Below are 16,574 nucleotides of genomic sequence, written 5' to 3' on the forward strand. Positions count from 1 at the left end.
GATGATTTAGCTTCTTTACTACTTGCTTATTCCGGAAAGTGACAGAAAAGGGATAGTTATAGTTAGGGGTTGCTGAAAAATAAGTGACTTGTGCACACGCAGATGTCAGTTATCCGACAGATTTAGAGCTATTAAATCAAGCAAGAAAGCAGACAGAGAAAATTATAGACTTGCTTTATGAACAAGTGAAAATCAAATTAGATAAAAAACCAAGAACGTATCGAGATATAGCATTTGTTCTAACAAAGTTGACATGCTCCCGACGATTAGAGTCATCGCTAAACTGTCTCATACCTCTGTGACTGCAATTGCTATTACTTTTTTAGTGATGAATCTTTCTACTCACTTGTCACGGCTTTTTTACGCTTTTTTATGTCTATTTTTGAAAACCACACCTTTTTTTTGGTCTAATATAATTACAGTTTATATTTAAGGTATTTCTATTCAACAAAAACTTATGATTGGGTCTGAATCACTAGTCAACCCTAAAAATCGCTTTTTTCTGACTTTTTCAGCAAGCCCTACTTAGACACAAAGTTGCTTCTTGCATATAGCCCATCTATGTGGGCTATATAAAGCTCATTTTCATAGCGCAATAGTAGTACTCTTAATTTCCGCTATTCCTGCTAAGTTGGTTTACCAGTCAATTTTAGTTTGACAGACTATTGCCGTACTTCAACGACGGTGATAATTTTTTCATCGCGATTGAGTTGGAGGATACTTTCACCTTTACTATCTCTGTTCAACAAAGGTACTGTTTCTAGAGGTAGTCGCACTACTCTTTCTTTATTAGTCACTAAGGCTACCTCTGCTGAAGCGATCGCTGCAACCATTCCTGCTAAATTGTCAGTTTTGTTAGTGAATTTTAGGTATTGCGTGCCTAAATCTCCTCTATTAGCAGATCTTAACTGACTCACAGGTATACGCTTGGCATATCCTTCTTCGGTAACTAGCAACAGATCTTCTTGTTCATTCACAGGTACACAGCCAACCATTTGCTGCGATTTCAATAATCGTAATGCTTGCAGTCCCATAGCAGTACGTCCCATAATGGGTAGTTGTTCGTCATTGACGGGAAATTTCAATAAGCGTCCGCCCGAACTGGCGACAATTAGATGTTTCCCTGTAGTCGTGAATTGAGTAAATAATAATTCATCATCGTCTTTGAGTTTGACAATCGTCACTCCACGTCGAGTCAGGTTAGTCAATTCCTCCAAGGACAAGCGCTTAATTCGTCCTTGTTTTGTCAACAAAATCATCTGAGTAACTTCAGAATTTTCTGGTAGCACAAAGCGATTGACAACAGCTTCTTGAGTACCTTGAGCTGTATTACTAAGCATGGTGATCAGTGGTCTTCCCTTGGGAGAACGCCCAGTGATTACGGGGATGTCTCCTACTGTCACAGGGTAGACTTTACCTCCACTAGTAAGTACCAACAGATCTTTTTCTGTGTCAGTCAACTCAGTTTGGATGATGAAGTCGTTATCATTCAGACCGTTTTCAGCTTTAGGTTTTTTACCATTGGGCACACTACGGCGCACATATCCCCGTTGGGTAAACTCTAAAATTGTTTCTTCTGAGGGTACAGAAGATTGAGGATTGTCTTCATCTTCTTCTGTTGGTTGGCGAACTTTCCCCTTATCTTCTGGTTTTCTGATCTCCGCACTGAAAGGTACTAGTTTGGTACGACGAGGATCGCTGTATTTGCGCTTGAGCGATCGCAAATCTTTTTTCAGCGCTTTGAGTAATTCTTTGCGATCGCTGAGTAATCTGCGTAATAAATTAATTTGCTCTGTGAGTTGCTCAAACTCTTGCTGCAAATTCTGCTGTTCTAAACTTGTTAAGCGTCGCAATGGCATAGCTAAAATTGCATCTGCTTGCACTTCACTTAAATTTAGCCGACTACAAAGGCTAATTTTTGCTGTGCTACCATCAGCAGCTTGTCGCAAAATTTCAATGACTGTATCTACGTTAGACAAGGCCAAAAGCAACCCTTCTACCAAATGTAGCCGATTTTCTGCTTTACCTAACTCATAACTGTAACGACGGTTCAGGGTTTGCTCTCGGAAACTTAAAAATTCCAACAACAACTGGCGCAAGCTTAACTGACGGGGTTGTCCGTCTACCAATGCTAAAAGAATCGCCCCAAAGTTGGTTTGTAAAGCTGTTTGATGATACAAATGCTGGAGTATTTCTTGGGGATTGATATCGCGTTTGAGTTCAATTACTACGCGCATTCCTTCGCGATCGCTTTCATCGCGAATATCGGAAATTCCCAGCAAGCGTCCTTGATTCACCAATTCTGCTACTTTTTCAATCCAGCCTGCTTTATTTACTTGATATGGCAGTTCTGTGATAATAATTGCTGTCCGGCGCTTGCTACCTCGCGCTGGAGGAATTTCCTCTAGGGTTGCGACTCCTCGTAAAACAATACTACCCTTACCTGTGGTGTATGCTTCCCGAATTCCAGAGTCACCAATTATTTCTCCCCCAGTGGGAAAATCTGGGCCAGGAATTAGCTCAAATAATTTTTCATCTGACAAATCTGGCTGGTCAATTAAAGCGATCAACCCATCAACAACTTCGCCTAAGTTGTGTGGCGGAATATTTGTCGCCATCCCCACAGCAATACCAGCACAGCCATTGAGTAAGAGAAATGGTAACTGTGCTGGTAGCACTGTTGGTTCTTGCTGGGAATTATCGAAGTTACCAATAAATTCCACAGTTTCTTCGCCAATTTCCGTTAGCATTCCCTCTTGGCCAATGGATGCGAGGCGCGTTTCTGTGTAACGCATCGCTGCTGGCGGATCATTATCAACGCTGCCAAAGTTGCCATGTCCTGCCAATAAGGGATAGCGGCTAGAAAATTCCTGCACTAACCTGACTAAGGCATCATAAACTGCTTGGTCGCCGTGGGGGTGGTACTTACCTAGCACATCTCCTACGACACGAGCACACTTACGATAGGGTCTATCTGGTGTCAGACCAAGTTCGTGCATTGCATACAAAATGCGCCGATGGACTGGCTTTAAGCCATCACGCACATCTGGCAACGCTCGCCCTACAATTACACTCATGGCATATTCTAGGTAAGACCGTTGCATCTCCGTGTGCAGGGCTGTGGTGATTACCTGTCCCGTTGAGAGAAGGTTTAACTGTTTTGCCATGAGCTTTTTCCCTGAAATTTAACTACACAAAAATCGCCGAAAATTAAGGCTGCAACAACCACAGCATAACGGATGAAAAGCAATTTCTAACCAAATCTTGATAGTCATAGGATAAGAAGCAGTAGTATTATCCTTGATGACGGGGATACACATTGAAGACTAAAAAGGAGGCAGACAACTGTTTTTTTCAGGTGTTCATCCCCCCCATTCCCATAAGTTAAATTCTCATGAAAACTGTTTTGATTGTAGAAGACGATCTAATCAATGCTCGCGTTTTTTCCAAGATTTTAAGCAAGCGCGGCGGCTTAGATGTTAAACATACAGAAAATGTGGAAGAAGTAATCGAAATTGCCCAATCGGGAGATGCAGACCTTATTTTAATGGATGTTTCTCTTTCGCGAAGTGTGTACCAGGGTAAATCTGTTGATGGCATCAAAATTACACAAATGTTAAAAGCTGATCCAAAAACTGCAAATTTACCTGTGATTTTGGTTACCGCTCACGCTATGGAAGGCGATCGCGAGAACTTCTTGAAGCAAAGCGGCGCTGATGGCTACATCTCTAAGCCTGTAGTTGACCATCAACTTTTTGTTGACCAAATCCTGGCACTTTTACCCACAGAATGAAAGCTGAGAATTGGTGATTTACTGTCAGCAATGCCCGACTTCCAGTCACATGAGTATATATGTACTATGAAAAGGCATGATTCGGCAAGTGGTAATGAGTAATGGGTAAAAGCGGTTCCAATTACCAGTTGCCAATTACTGTTCTGCTATTGAGCAGGCGGTTGACTGGGGTTTAATGGGCTTTCCCCTTGCTGTCGAGCCGCTTGAATCCTGGGTAATTCCAGGAATTTTTTGGTATCAGATAGTAGACGTTCACCCCAAAGATTTTGCTTGAGGAAATCCAAATCGCCATAGCGCTGATCGATGCGGAGTGCAGCTTCTCCCATTGCTAAACCCTGTTGGCGATCGCCTTTAGTATATAAGGCTACTGCCAAAGCGAGTAAAGGTTCTGCGGCTTGTTTATCTAAAGATACAGCAGTTTGCCATTGCTTAATTGCACTTTGAGTATCACCCTGTTCGTAGTGAATTAAGCCAGTGTTGTTAATTGCCGGCCAAAATTTCTTATCGTAGGAGACGGCTTTATTGTACTGGGCGATCGCATCTGGCAACCGACCGGTCATGTAGTAAGCATTCCCCAAATCAAATAAACCTTCTGGATCGTTGGGTTTTATCTTTAAGCCAGCTTGGTAATTGGCAATAGCTGCCGGATATTTCTGCTGCTGAAAGTTAGCCGAACCCATCGCAAACAACACATCAGCATTCTTAGGGTTTAGAGATTGAGCTTTTTTCAGAGCAGCGATCGCCTGATCAAACTCTTTAGTTTGTAGATGCAAACCACCTAATAGAAACCAAACTTTATCATTTTTCGGTGCCAGTTGACTAGCCAGCTTTGCTCGCGGCAAGGCTAACTCAAACTGTTGAAACTGACCTAGTTGAGCTGCCTCTTGTGCCAAGCTCAACCCTTGTTTTTCTAACTTCGCTGCATCGAGTTGCAGTGTATGGGGTATTAGTGCCTGTGCTTGCGCTGCTTTTGGCATACTCCACAAACTACAGACAACTAGAAAAGAAATTAGTTTAATATTTTTAGGCACACTACCCCCTCTTACCCACAAATCAAAGAATCTTTCAGCTAGCTTAAACGATCTCCGCTCTAGACGAAAGGCAAATTTTGTTGTTAAATGTCAATCCACTCCGCTTCGCTTCATGAAATTAATAGTCAGTAGTCAGTTGTTTTTACTACTGATCGCTGATTACTGATTACTAACACAAAATTCCTCAATTGAAGTCTGGGGATAAATTAACTCACCCGATTTTCTATTGACTGTGGGCTTTTGAGATCAAGTCGTGGAACAGATTGAGTATTGACATTGCGATCAATAAACTCATAAATTAATAAGTATTTACTTACTTATTTATGGCTCGTATTCCCAGAATTACCAATCAGCAAATCTTAACAGCAGCACGTGAAGTCTTTTTACAAAAAGGCTTCGGTTGTTCAACTCAAGAAATAGCGCAAAAAGCCAGTATTTCTGAAGCATCCATTTTCAAACGCTTCTCTACCAAAGAAGAATTATTCTTTGCGGCGATGGGAATTCCTGAAACACCCCCTTGGGTTAAGGAGATGGAATCTCTTTCTGGTAAAGGCGAACTTAAAGAAAACCTGATTCAGTTGTGTCTTGGGATTCTAGAATTCCACCGTGATGTCATGCCTCGAATTATGATGCTGCGTTCACGAGGAAATGCGCTTCCAGAACTAGGAGTGAAGCTAGAATCAAAGCCGATTCAAGATATCAAGCTATTAACTGCCTTTTTAGAGCATGAGATCGAACAAGGTCGGCTTCGCGTTTGCCAACCCCAGGCGATCGCTCATATTTTACTAGGGTCTTTAATGAACTACATCTTTTTAGAGCAGATATCGTCGCCAGAATATATACCCACAGATGATTTAGTATTTGTTCAGAATCTTGTGGACATTCTCTGGCAGGGAATTTCTCCAAGCTAGCTGTAATTGAGCAACCTGGCTCAATCTTTTTTGGAGTTATTAATCAGTAACTACTTACTTCTTGAGAAGTAATAGTATGTTGTTACTTAGTATTGTTCTGGTAGAAAGAATATTTGCTGCTTGCGGTAGTTGCGCAATCTTAGCTAACCAAATTTTCTATTTTTAGCCATCAGATGTACAACTATTAGATGACATATTTTGTTTTGAATTGAGTTAGTTTAAATTAATTCAAGCACTTTATCTAATACAAGAGCAATAACATAAAACAGTAAAAATTTTAATCAACAACAAAGACAAGCTGAGGAAAATCGAGTAATAATGCTGATACAGACCGAGGATTTGTCAACAATTACAAGTAACAAAAGTAACCACCAGATTTGCATACTGCAAACAAGATAGATACCTTATTAGTAATGAGAGAATTTCTCAGTGTAGCAGCATGACAACAGTTTTTTAACATGATGCATAATGTGGCTAATCAGTCTTAAAGGCAGATGGTTTCAATTATCTATCACAAACGATGAAAATTAGTGGTGTGTTAAATGCTTGCTAGCCAAAGCGCTCATAATTTCTTGCTGAGTTAATTAGGGTCAAGCTGCATCAATAAAATGCGCTTCGTTGCCGAAAAACTGGTGACATTGGTCATGTGCAAGTTTGGAATTACTAGTGACTTTGGTCATGCACCAGTTTGAACGATTTTGGACGATAATTACTAGCATGAATTTATACAAAAATATTTTGTTCAAGTCATGTTTACCGATAAAAAAAGAGTAGCTATGACAATTGATGCATCAAACCCTGTAGATTCATCTTCATCAGCTTTGATTCCTGAAGTCAAAAGAAGCAAAGCCAAGATTCGATGGCTGCCGTGGCTGCTCTCCCTTCTACTTTTGGGTGGAATTGGCTACGTAGTTTATTACCAGGTAGCTGTCGCTCCAACTCAGCAAGCAAGACGCCGCGTTCTGACACAGCCTGTACAAAGGCAGACTTTAGCAATCACAGTTTCAGCCAATGGAACAGTAAAACCTGAGCGGTCAATTAACCTCAGCCCAAAAAATTCAGGCATTCTGAAAAGATTGCTGGCGAAAGAAGGCGATCTCGTCAAAGCAGGGCAGATTGTTGCTTACATGGATGATTCCAATCTGCGAGGGCAACTTACCTCTGCTCAAGGGCAACTGGCACAAGCTGAGGCAAATCTGCAAAAAGCACAAGCAGGCAATCGTCCTCAAGATATTGCTCAAGCACAGGGAGCATTAGACGAAGCCCAAGCGAATCTGCAAAAGGTACAAGCAGGCAATCGTCCTCAGGATATTGCCCAAGCACAGGCACGCTTACAAAGTGCGCAAGCGGCCCTGAGTAAAGCAGAAGATGATTACCGTCGCAACCAGCAACTTTACAATTCGGGTGGTATTTCCCTTCAGACTGTCAACCAAAAACGTGCAGATCGTGACAGTGCCCAAGCGGCTGTGAATGAAGCACAGCAAGCATTAGCTTTGCAAAAAGCAGGGTCACGTCCCGAAGACATCGAACAAGCACGAGCTACAGTTAGGCAAAGACAGCAAGCTTTAGCACTTGTAAAAGCAGGAACTCGCCAAGAAGACATAGACGCAGCACGGGCCCAGGTAACATCTGCGCGGGGTTCGCTGCAAAATGTCCAAGCCCAAATCAATGACACAATCATTCGCGCACCTTTTGATGGTGTAGTCACAAAAAAATACGCCGATCCTGGCGCTTTTGTGACTCCCACAACTGCAAGTAGTGACGTATCTTCGGCGACTTCTTCTTCGATTTTAGCTCTGGCTTCTACGAATGAAGTTGTCGCAAATTTAGCCGAAACTAATATTTCTAAAATCCGCCTAGGGCAGAAAGTTACCGTGAAAGCAGATGCTTATCCAGGAAAAATCTTTGAGGGTAGAGTTAAGCAAATCGCGGCTCAATCTGTAGTCACACAAAACGTTACTAGTTTTGAAGTGAGATTATCCCTTTCCGATCCTCAAAGATTACTGCGGTCGGGGATGAATGTGACAACAGATTTCCAAGTAGGTCAATTGGAGAATGCGCTGGTGGTGCCTACAGCCTCGGTTGTCCGCCGAGAAAATGCCACAGGTGTGCTTGTGGCAGGAGAGGATAACAAACCTGTGTTTACTCGAATTGAAACTGGCGTGACTGTGAATAACTTTACCGAAGTTAAGTCTGGATTGACAGGAGATGAAAGAGTATTGCTGAGTTTCCCACCAGGGTCAAGACCGCAATCAACACCACGAGGCGGGGTTTTTCCTGGTCTAGGCGGTGGTGGTGGACGTTCTCAAGGTGGTGGTGGACGTTCTCAAGGCGGCGGTTCTCCTTAAAGAAAGTTTTAAATACAACAGTATGTTTAAGATATTTAAGGGCTTTTACAAAGCTAAGAATACCCGCACAGTGCCGTTGTTAGAAATCTTGACAATGGCAGCAGAAACGCTGTGGAGCAATAAATTACGCACAGGACTAACAATGCTGGGCGTAATTATTGGCATTTCTTCAGTCATTGCGATTACCTCGGTTGGTCAGGGGGTGCAAAAGGGAGTTGAGCAACAGATACAAGCATTGGGTACAGATGTGATCCAAATCTTAGCTGGTGCAGCCAGAAGTGGGAATATCAGTCAAGGGATAGGTTCTAGCAGCACCTTGACCTGGGAAGATGCTAAAGCGATCGCTCAACAAGCGCCATCGGCTCAGATGGTCTCTGCATATCTACAGCGGAATGCTCAAGTTGTTTATGCGGGACAAAACACATCAACAACAATTTACGGTACTGATTTGAATTACCCAGAAGTGAGAAATACTCACCCCCAACAGGGAAGGTATTTTACTGAGGAAGAACTCAATACGGCTGCACAGGTTGCTGTGCTTGGGCCGACAGTGCAAAAAACTCTGTTTGAGCAGGGTGTCAATCCTATAGGTGAGACAATCCGGATTCGGGGAGAGGCTTATAAAGTAATTGGCGTCATGGAACCCAAAGGTTCTCAAGGACCAATGGATCGAGATGACCAAGTTTTCATCCCGCTAACTAGTATGTCGGCCAGACTAGTTGGTAACAATGCCCTAGCAGGCATTTCTGTGAGTGGGATTTTAGTCAAAGGTGCCAATCAAGAGCAGTTAGAGGCGGCGCAGTTTCAAGTTACCAATCTCTTACGCCTGCGTCACAACATCTATCCACCGCAAGTCGATGATTTTCGCTTAACTAACCAAGCTGATATTGTCAGCACCTTTACCAATGTTGTGGGATTATTTACGGTGATGGTAGTAGCGATCGCCGGAATTTCTCTAGTAGTTGGCGGTATTGGGATTGCCAATATTATGTTGGTTTCCGTGGTTGAACGCACCAGGGAAATTGGCATTCGCAAAGCCGTAGGAGCTACCAACTCAGCCATCTTGAATCAATTTTTAGCCGAAGCGATCGTCATTTCCATTGTCGGTGGAACCATTGGCATGGTGAGCGGTATTGTCATTGCCTTTGGTGCTGCAACTGTTTTCAAATTTCCATTTGTGATTTCTTTGATCTCAGTAATTGTCGGATTTGCGCTTTCTTTATCTGTTGGCTTAATCGCTGGTGTAATTCCAGCCAGAAATGCCGCAAAATTAGATCCAATTACCGCTTTAAGAAGCGACTAAGGGAAGCAGGAGAGATAAGGCTACAACAAGAATAACAAATGACAAATGACAAAGGACAAATGACAATATGCCTACAATGATTTGGATGGAATCGATTACCAAAACCTACCACTTAGGAGAAGTTGAGGTTCCCATACTCAAGGGAATTCAACTTTCAATTGAGGAAGGAGAATATGTTGCGATTATGGGTGCATCGGGGTCGGGTAAATCCACGCTCATGAATATTTTGGGCTGTCTGGATCGTCCGACTACAGGAAACTATATTTTTGAAGGTAGAAACCTAACAACCTTTAATGATGATGAATTAGCCTATATTCGCAATCAAAGAATTGGTTTTGTTTTCCAACAATTTAACCTATTGGCAAGAGCAACAGCGTTAGACAACGTAATGCTGCCAATGGTTTACGCTAATTTACCCAAACCAAAACGCCGCCAAAGAGCATTGGAAGCATTAGAACGGGTAGGATTAAGAGAGCGTGTCGCTAACCGTCCCAGCCAACTTTCTGGAGGACAACAACAACGGGTAGCCATTGCTCGTGCTTTGGTTAATCGACCTGCATTAGTTTTGGCAGACGAACCAACAGGAGCATTAGACACCGAAACTTCCCACGAGGTAATGAATTTATTAACAGAATTAAATGACCAAGGAATTACAATTGTGATTGTTACCCATGAGCCAGATATTGCTGCTCAAACCCAACGAATTATCCGGGTACAAGATGGTTTGATTGTAGGCTAGTTATGCCAATTTTGGATTTTATATAATATTTTTCGATAAATTTAATTCAATTTATATTTTCAAATTTCCTAGATAAATTTAGAGCATTACATGATGAAAATTTTTAATTGCATCCTCAAATTCGCTGAGAAAACCATTTCACTACTACATCGACTATGAATTTCAGTTTATTTCTTGTGCATTCTACTTGGGTTGCAGTGGCAGCTGCTATTCTCATGCCAACTTTAGTTAAAAGTGCAGATGCGGCAACTCCTACAGAAACGCAACAAGCCCAAAGTATTACAGGTACTAATTCTGCCTCAACTCTCGATTACCTCAACCCAAATCCCAATCCTTTACTATTTCCTACCAAACCAGAGGAAGTGACGATTCGGAGAACTGTGCCAATTACTTTGGCTCAAGCTTTGGAACTAGCAAGACGTAATAATCCTACTTTGCAGGCAGCTTTATTCCAATTACAACGCAGCCAAAGTGCAGTCCGGGAAGCTCAAGCTGCTTTACTGCCTAATGCTAATCTCAATTCTAATTTAACTAACAATGGACCTGGTTTTAGTGGCGGTTCTTCATCCACCACATCTTTCAACGGTCAAGCACAGTTGAATTATGACCTCTATACCTCTGGGAATCGACAAGCTAATATCCGAGCAGCTGAAGAACAAGCACGTATAGATGAATTGAATGTTGAAAATCAGTCTTTGATAATTGGTTTAAATGTCGCCACCCAGTACTACAATTTGCAAGGAGCAGATGAACAAGTCCGAATCAATCAGGCTGCGGTAGCGAATGCCCAGGCTAGTTTGCGAGACACACAAGCACGACTCTTAGCAGGAGTAGGTACGCAGTTCGACGTACTGCAAGCTCAGGTTAATTTAGCCAATGCCCAACAACAGCTGACTATTGCGATCTCACAGCAGCAAATTGCTCGTCGTCAGTTTGGCACTCTATTAAGTCTGCCACAATCAATTGATGTCACAGCGGCCGAGCCTGTGAGAATAGCGGGCCTTTGGCCGCAAACACTTGAACAAACTATTGTGCAAGCTTTTCAAAATCGCCCAGAATTGCCCCAACAGTTGGCGCAACGCAATATTGCTGAACAACAGCGTCGTCAGGCGCTTTCACAGTTAGGTCCACAAATTGGTGTGACTGGTAGCTATAATTTCCTCGATCGATTTAACGATAACATTAGTGTTACTGATGGCTACTCGGTGGGGCTGCAAGCAAGTCTCACTTTGTTTGATGGTGGCGCAGCAAGAGCAAGAGCTGCTCAGTCAAGAGCTAATATTGCGATCGCAGAAACTCAGTTTGCTAGTCAGCGTGACCAAATTCGCTTTGATGTGGAACAGTTCTATTTTCAATTGCAATCTAATCTAAATAATGTGCAAACTTCTACTGTGGCTTTAGAACAAGCTAGAGAAGCTTTGCGGATAGCAAGGTTGAGGTTCCAAGCTGGTGTAGGCACCCAAACAGAGGTAATTGCTGCCGAAAACGACTTGACAAGAGCAGAAGGTAATCGAGTCTCAGCTATTTTAGATTACAATCGCGCTTTGGCTAATTTACAGCGTTCTGTTACTTCTAGAGCTGCACGCTAAATTTCGATCCTTGCAGAAAGTTTGCTAATACAACTAATAGACTTCTTGCAAAAATCCGAATAAGAATAAAAAAACCACAGATAAACGCAGATGAACACCGATATTTATCTGTGTTTATCTGTGTTCATCTGTGGTTCGATATTCAAAAAATCGACTTATACCATTTTGAAAAAAGAACGCGACACATGAGTAGGGGCACGGCAGCCACAATCTTTTGGTATATCAAATTATTTTACTGGTGCCGTGCCCCTACAAAGAATTTATCTGTCGCAAACATTATTTGAATTGGTATTATGCAAGAGGTCTAATATTCAAACTAGGGATGAAAGCGGATTTACGTCTTCATCCCTTAGTATTAGATTTTGCACAAAAATAGAAATAATAAATAATTCACCGCCGATGAAGGCTGATGATAACTGATTGAGAAATAGAGGCTATAGACGGATAATTTCCAATTAATAACGCTATAGAAATTAGGTTGTAGTTTTGCAAAAATCACATACTCATAAAGCTTAAGTCTAGGGTGGGTAATGCAAACCAAAACCCTTATATGGTGAGCAATGCCCACCCTACTTGTATTTATGCTTATAAGTACGAATTACGAATTATCAATTACGAATTATTATGACTCTTCTACTTACTAAGTCACCCATTCAGGTGAAGCCACTTAGATAATGTAACCGTTAGCATAAAAGAAATTAAGCAATTATTGAGTAACCTAGTTTTTAGGTCGTTGAGAATTATTTAAACTTTATTCTAAACTTTATTCCCCTCTAAATTGCTGTAATAGCCCGTTAACCGACAGCTATTGTAGCAAAGCAATCTTTAGCGGCTGCTATCATGAATACGCACATAGAAATCCCCTTGATTGGTAAAAAAGTTAAGTATCCATCACGCTGGCTGATAGGGCTAATAGCAGCAGGTACTTTAGTTGTGGGCACAACTACTACCTATAATTTAGTGAATCGGGGAACTAGCAAACAAGACATTACGCAACTAACGGTTCCGGTAGAAAAGCAAAACGTCACTATCCGAATTACTGCCAGTGGTAAGGTAGTACCAGTTCAGAGCGTGAATATCAGTCCCAAAAATCCAGGGGTGTTGGGGCAATTATATGTTGAACAAGGCGATCGCGTGCAAGAAGGACAAGTTATCGCCAGGATGGATGTAGGTGATATTCAAGCACAAATCCTTCAATACACCGCCAACATAGCCCAAGCTCAAGCCCAACTCGATCAAGCTCGTGCAGGAAATCGTCCCCAAGAAATTGCCCAAGCAAAAGCACGTTTGGCTCAAGCAGAGGCGCAGCTAGCCGCAGCGCGTGCGGGTAATCGCGACCAAGAAATTGGACAGGCGCAAGCTCAAGTAGAATCAGCAAGAGCACAGGTTGACTTGACGCAAGCAAGGGTAAAGCGATATCGGGAATTAACACGACAAGGCGCAACTTCTCAAGATCAACTCGATCAATATATTAGTGAAGACAGCAGAGCTAAAGCTAGTTTACAAGAAGCGCAAAAACGGCTTTCTCTGTTGCAAAGTGGAACTCGCACTGAAGAAATCAACGCCAAGGAAGCAGCCGTTACAGAAGCACAAGCAGCTCTAGTGCTGTTGCAAAATGGTAGCCGTCCTGAAGAAATTGCCCAACGCCAAGCAGCCGTGAAAGCTGCCCAAGCTCAACTCCAAGCAGCGCAGGTAAGGCTTGCAGATACAGTGATTCGCGCTCCCTTTAGTGGGATTGTGACGCAGAAGTATGCAAATATCGGTTCATTCGTCACGCCGACAACTTCTGCTTCTAGCAGTGCATCAGCAACTTCTAGTTCAATTGTTGCTGTTGCGCGGGGTTTAGAAGTTTTAGCTCAAGTACCAGAAGCCGATATTGGCAGAATTAAACCGGGACAACAGGTAGAAATTGTGGCTGATGCTTATCCCGACCAAGTATTTAAAGGTCGTGTGCGCCTAATTGCACCGGAAGCAGTGGTTGAACAAGGTGTAACTTCCTTCCAAGTGCGGGTGAGTCTGGATACTGGTTTAGATAAACTGCGTTCAGGCTTAAATGTGGATTTGACCTTTTTAGGCGATCGCGTTAGTGATGCGTTAGTATTACCCACCGTAGCAATTGTCACCGAAAAAGGTAAAACTGGCGTACTCATCCCCGACGAAAATAACAAAGCCCAGTTTCGTGAAGTCACGACCGGCGCACAAATCAAAGACCAAACTCAGGTTTTAGAAGGAGTGAAAGCGGGCGATCGCATATTTGTAAACCCACCCAAGGATTACAAAATTGAAAAAGCAAAAGCGCAGAGTAATAAATAGAACAGGGAGACGCAGGGACGCGGAGAAATGACAAATGACAACTAACAATGACAAATGACAACTAACAATGAACTTCTTAGAAAGCATTCAAATGGCGGGGAAAACCCTGCTATCAAATAAACTGCGTAGTGCCCTTACCATGTTGGGTATCGTTATTGGTAATGCCTCAGTAATTGCCATGATTGGGATTGGTGAAGGTGGGCAGAAGTATGTTTCTCAACAGTTAGAATCCTTAGGGCCAAATATATTATTTGTACTTCCAGGTAATCAAGAAACTCAGCGCATCTCCAGAGATGTGCCAAAAACTCTGATTTTAGAAGATGCAGATGCGATCGCAACTCAAGTACCAACGGTAGCGAATGTCACCGCGGAGTTGAATAGCCGACAGGTGGTGACTTACCGTAATCGCAACACGGATGTCAACATCATTGGTACAACTCCCAGCTTCTTGACAGTAAGAGATTTTGACCCAGAAAAAGGGCGATTTTTTACTGACATAGATATGAAACGCAGTAACCAAGTTGTTGTACTGGGTGCAGACTTAGCAGAAAGACTGTTTGGGAGTGTTAATCCTGTAGGTCAGCAATTAAGAATTAAAAATACTAGCTTTCAAGTGATTGGAGTACTCACAGCCAAAGGTTCTAACTTAGGTGTGAATTACGACGATGCAGCATTAGTACCAATTATTACCACAGCTAACCGCCTGATTGGGCGAACTTCTCCCTATGGCTTGGAGGTGTCATACGTTGTCGCCTCTGCTAAGAATGCTGATAGCGTCGATGCAGCAGAATTTCAAATTACCAATTTGCTACGACAACGGCACAAAATTAACGGCGAAGATGACTTTACAATCCGTTCTCAGAAAGACGCTTTGCAAACAGTCGGGCAAATTACAGGCGCATTAACAATTATGCTAGCAGCGATCGCTGGTATATCTCTGTTTGTCGGTGGCATTGGCATTATGAATATCATGCTAGTTTCCGTCACCGAACGCACCCAAGAAATTGGATTGCGAAAAGCGATCGGGGCAACTGAGCAAGATATTTTGCTACAGTTCATCATTGAAGCCGTAATTGTCTCTGCAATTGGTGGCTTGGTAGGTACTGCGGTTGGTGTTGGTGGTATTTTCTTAGTCGCAGCCTTAACTCCCTTAGAAGCCGGAATTTCTCCTGTAGCAATTACGATGGCTGTTGGTATCTCTGGCGGTATTGGCTTATTCTTTGGTGTTGTTCCCGCACGACGCGCCGCTAAACTCGACCCGATTGTAGCTTTGAGAAGCGCATAGTAGCGCTGTATTTCAGTAGGGGCACAGCACTGCCCATTGGTGTCAACTTAAGCTCAAACGCTTATCCCACATACGTTTTACCCCTCCCCTTAATCCCCTCCCCCGAAGTTTGCTCAACGGGGGGAACCCCCGCACGCAACTTCTCTCCGCAGGCGGGGAGGGGAAGTTTTGGCTTTAGACAAAACTGGGGTGGGGTGACGAGGATCGTAATGGTAGGTGAGTGAATACAAAATCACGTTTTAACAAGGGTTTCACGTTAAGTTGACACGTATGAGCACTGCCGTGACCTTAAAATTATATGTACCCACGAAGTTGCAATCTGCTGTATTTCGTTTAGAAGGCAAGTTATTTCGTACAGAACACAAGTCGTTTCATTCAGAACGCAAGTTGCTTGGTTCAGAACACAAATCGTTTCGTACACAACACAAGTTGTTTCGTACAGAACACAAGTCGTTTCATTCAGAACGCAAGTTGCTTGGTTCACAACACAAGTCGTTTTGTTCAGAAGGCAAGTTTGTGATTGTATATGAAGAAATATACAGCAGATTGCAAGTTGGTGAGTACAGATAATTGTAAGGGCAAGGCAATGCCGTGCCCTACGAATAATCTATGTGTCTTAAACATTATTTGAATTGGTATTATTTTCGTGTAATTACTGAGATAATAATCCAAAGTTTATTGGCAAAAAAAAAGCCTAATTTTGGCTATTTTTACTGAAGCACCTCATTATATTTATGAGAGATTCTAGAATAATAAATTTAAATAAAAGGTGCGCATTGATGCCACGCAAGAAAAAAAGCTCATCCTTGCTAGAAAAAACTGAACAGCGGAAAATCGGGTTTCAAACGATCGATCCTAACCTCAATTTTGGTGATTCCATCAGTCTCCAGCATTTGACTGAGTTAACTGGACAACTGCGCGAAGAACTCTACCAGTATAATCGTCTTTTAAACTCTCTTGACTCGGCAAAAGACAACATCGAAACTCTGGAAAAGACGATTCGTGAAACCTTAGAACGCTTAGTGAGTGGTGTAGTGTTGAAGTATGGCAAAGACAGCCGAGAATATGAATTAACAGGCGGGGTACGCAAGAGCGATCGCATTCGTAAAGCCACCATCACGCGGATAAAATCAAACGCAGACTCCAAAGCACCTGCTACAGAGTAGTTATAGAGTAGTTATCATTGCCAATCTGTGATCGCTTAAGAGTACTCCAAGTAAAAAAATGCCCAATTGTCATTGCGAGCGAAACGGAGTGTAGCG

General features: G+C 42.5%; 12 protein-coding genes and 2 pseudogenes. 12 read left to right on the forward strand and 2 right to left on the reverse strand.

Features of this window, described 5'->3' with window-relative positions; all coding sequences use genetic code 11:
* Positions 1–86: 86 nt before the first annotated feature.
* Positions 87–233, forward strand: a pseudogene (locus BV375_RS38080) (IS5/IS1182 family transposase); the annotation flags it as partial.
* Positions 234–268: 35 nt separating this feature from the next.
* Positions 269–433, forward strand: a pseudogene (locus BV375_RS08895) (IS5/IS1182 family transposase); the annotation flags it as partial.
* 229 nt (positions 434–662) lie between these two features.
* On the opposite strand, the gene gyrA reads toward BV375_RS08895, so the two are convergent.
* Complete coding sequence (gyrA, locus tag BV375_RS08900; protein ID WP_086759521.1) at positions 663–3,167, reverse strand: DNA gyrase subunit A; 2,505 nt, start codon at positions 3,165–3,167, stop codon at positions 663–665.
* Between the two features lie 227 nt (positions 3,168–3,394).
* Here gyrA and BV375_RS08905 point away from each other — a divergent pair, with 227 nt between their 5' ends.
* A complete protein-coding gene (locus BV375_RS08905; RefSeq protein WP_086690124.1) occupies positions 3,395–3,793 on the forward strand; it encodes a response regulator in 399 nt (132 codons plus the stop codon).
* 146 nt (positions 3,794–3,939) lie between these two features.
* Here BV375_RS08905 and BV375_RS08910 read toward each other — a convergent pair whose 3' ends face one another.
* On the reverse strand, positions 3,940–4,824 hold the full coding sequence (locus tag BV375_RS08910; RefSeq protein ID WP_086759523.1) for a tetratricopeptide repeat protein: 885 nt from the start codon (positions 4,822–4,824) through the stop codon (positions 3,940–3,942).
* 323 nt (positions 4,825–5,147) lie between these two features.
* Here BV375_RS08910 and BV375_RS08915 point away from each other — a divergent pair, with 323 nt between their 5' ends.
* The 9 genes from BV375_RS08915 (at position 5,148) to BV375_RS08955 (ending at position 16,478) form a co-directional block, all read left to right on the forward strand.
* Positions 5,148–5,735, forward strand: a complete 588-nt coding sequence (locus tag BV375_RS08915; RefSeq protein ID WP_086759525.1) for a TetR/AcrR family transcriptional regulator — start codon at positions 5,148–5,150, stop codon at positions 5,733–5,735.
* Positions 5,736–6,511: 776 nt separating this feature from the next.
* Positions 6,512–8,083: an efflux RND transporter periplasmic adaptor subunit gene (locus BV375_RS08920; RefSeq protein WP_086759544.1), complete on the forward strand. Its 1,572-nt coding sequence runs from the start codon at positions 6,512–6,514 to the stop codon at positions 8,081–8,083.
* A gap of 31 nt (positions 8,084–8,114) precedes the next feature.
* Complete coding sequence (locus tag BV375_RS08925) at positions 8,115–9,386, forward strand: ABC transporter permease (RefSeq protein WP_086759546.1); 1,272 nt, start codon at positions 8,115–8,117, stop codon at positions 9,384–9,386.
* Between the two features lie 67 nt (positions 9,387–9,453).
* Positions 9,454–10,125 (forward strand): ABC transporter ATP-binding protein, encoded by a 672-nt coding sequence (locus BV375_RS08930; protein WP_086759528.1) that lies wholly within the window; start codon positions 9,454–9,456, stop codon positions 10,123–10,125.
* A gap of 155 nt (positions 10,126–10,280) precedes the next feature.
* Positions 10,281–11,714, forward strand: coding sequence for a TolC family protein (locus BV375_RS08935; protein WP_086759531.1), 1,434 nt, complete (start codon positions 10,281–10,283; stop codon positions 11,712–11,714).
* An 840-nt stretch (positions 11,715–12,554) separates the two neighbouring features.
* On the forward strand, positions 12,555–14,027 hold the full coding sequence (locus BV375_RS08940; protein ID WP_086759533.1) for an efflux RND transporter periplasmic adaptor subunit: 1,473 nt from the start codon (positions 12,555–12,557) through the stop codon (positions 14,025–14,027).
* A gap of 67 nt (positions 14,028–14,094) precedes the next feature.
* A complete protein-coding gene (locus tag BV375_RS08945) occupies positions 14,095–15,312 on the forward strand; it encodes an ABC transporter permease (RefSeq protein ID WP_086759537.1) in 1,218 nt (405 codons plus the stop codon).
* 282 nt (positions 15,313–15,594) lie between these two features.
* Positions 15,595–15,882 carry a hypothetical protein gene (locus BV375_RS08950; protein WP_143842035.1) on the forward strand — a complete coding sequence of 96 codons (288 nt, stop codon included), beginning with the start codon at positions 15,595–15,597 and terminating at the stop codon, positions 15,880–15,882.
* A 209-nt stretch (positions 15,883–16,091) separates the two neighbouring features.
* Complete coding sequence (locus BV375_RS08955; RefSeq protein WP_086759542.1) at positions 16,092–16,478, forward strand: hypothetical protein; 387 nt, start codon at positions 16,092–16,094, stop codon at positions 16,476–16,478.
* The last annotated feature ends 96 nt before the right edge of the window (positions 16,479–16,574 follow it).

Source organism: Nostoc sp. 106C (genome assembly GCF_002154725.1).
Lineage (GTDB): Bacteria > Cyanobacteriota > Cyanobacteriia > Cyanobacteriales > Nostocaceae > Aulosira.

Bases quoted from the DNA above. Each gene is read 5' to 3' on its own strand.
- gyrA (WP_086759521.1), bottom strand. From the start codon at position 3,167: ATGGCAAAACAGTTAAACCTTCTCTCAACGGGACAGGTAATCACCACA.
- BV375_RS08905 (WP_086690124.1), top strand. From the start codon at position 3,395: ATGAAAACTGTTTTGATTGTAGAAGACGATCTAATCAATGCTCGCGTT.
- BV375_RS08915 (WP_086759525.1), top strand. From the start codon at position 5,148: ATGGCTCGTATTCCCAGAATTACCAATCAGCAAATCTTAACAGCAGCA.
- BV375_RS08920 (WP_086759544.1), top strand. From the start codon at position 6,512: ATGACAATTGATGCATCAAACCCTGTAGATTCATCTTCATCAGCTTTG.
- BV375_RS08930 (WP_086759528.1), top strand. From the start codon at position 9,454: ATGCCTACAATGATTTGGATGGAATCGATTACCAAAACCTACCACTTA.
- BV375_RS08935 (WP_086759531.1), top strand. From the start codon at position 10,281: ATGAATTTCAGTTTATTTCTTGTGCATTCTACTTGGGTTGCAGTGGCA.
- BV375_RS08940 (WP_086759533.1), top strand. From the start codon at position 12,555: ATGAATACGCACATAGAAATCCCCTTGATTGGTAAAAAAGTTAAGTAT.
- BV375_RS08945 (WP_086759537.1), top strand. From the start codon at position 14,095: ATGAACTTCTTAGAAAGCATTCAAATGGCGGGGAAAACCCTGCTATCA.
- BV375_RS08955 (WP_086759542.1), top strand. From the start codon at position 16,092: ATGCCACGCAAGAAAAAAAGCTCATCCTTGCTAGAAAAAACTGAACAG.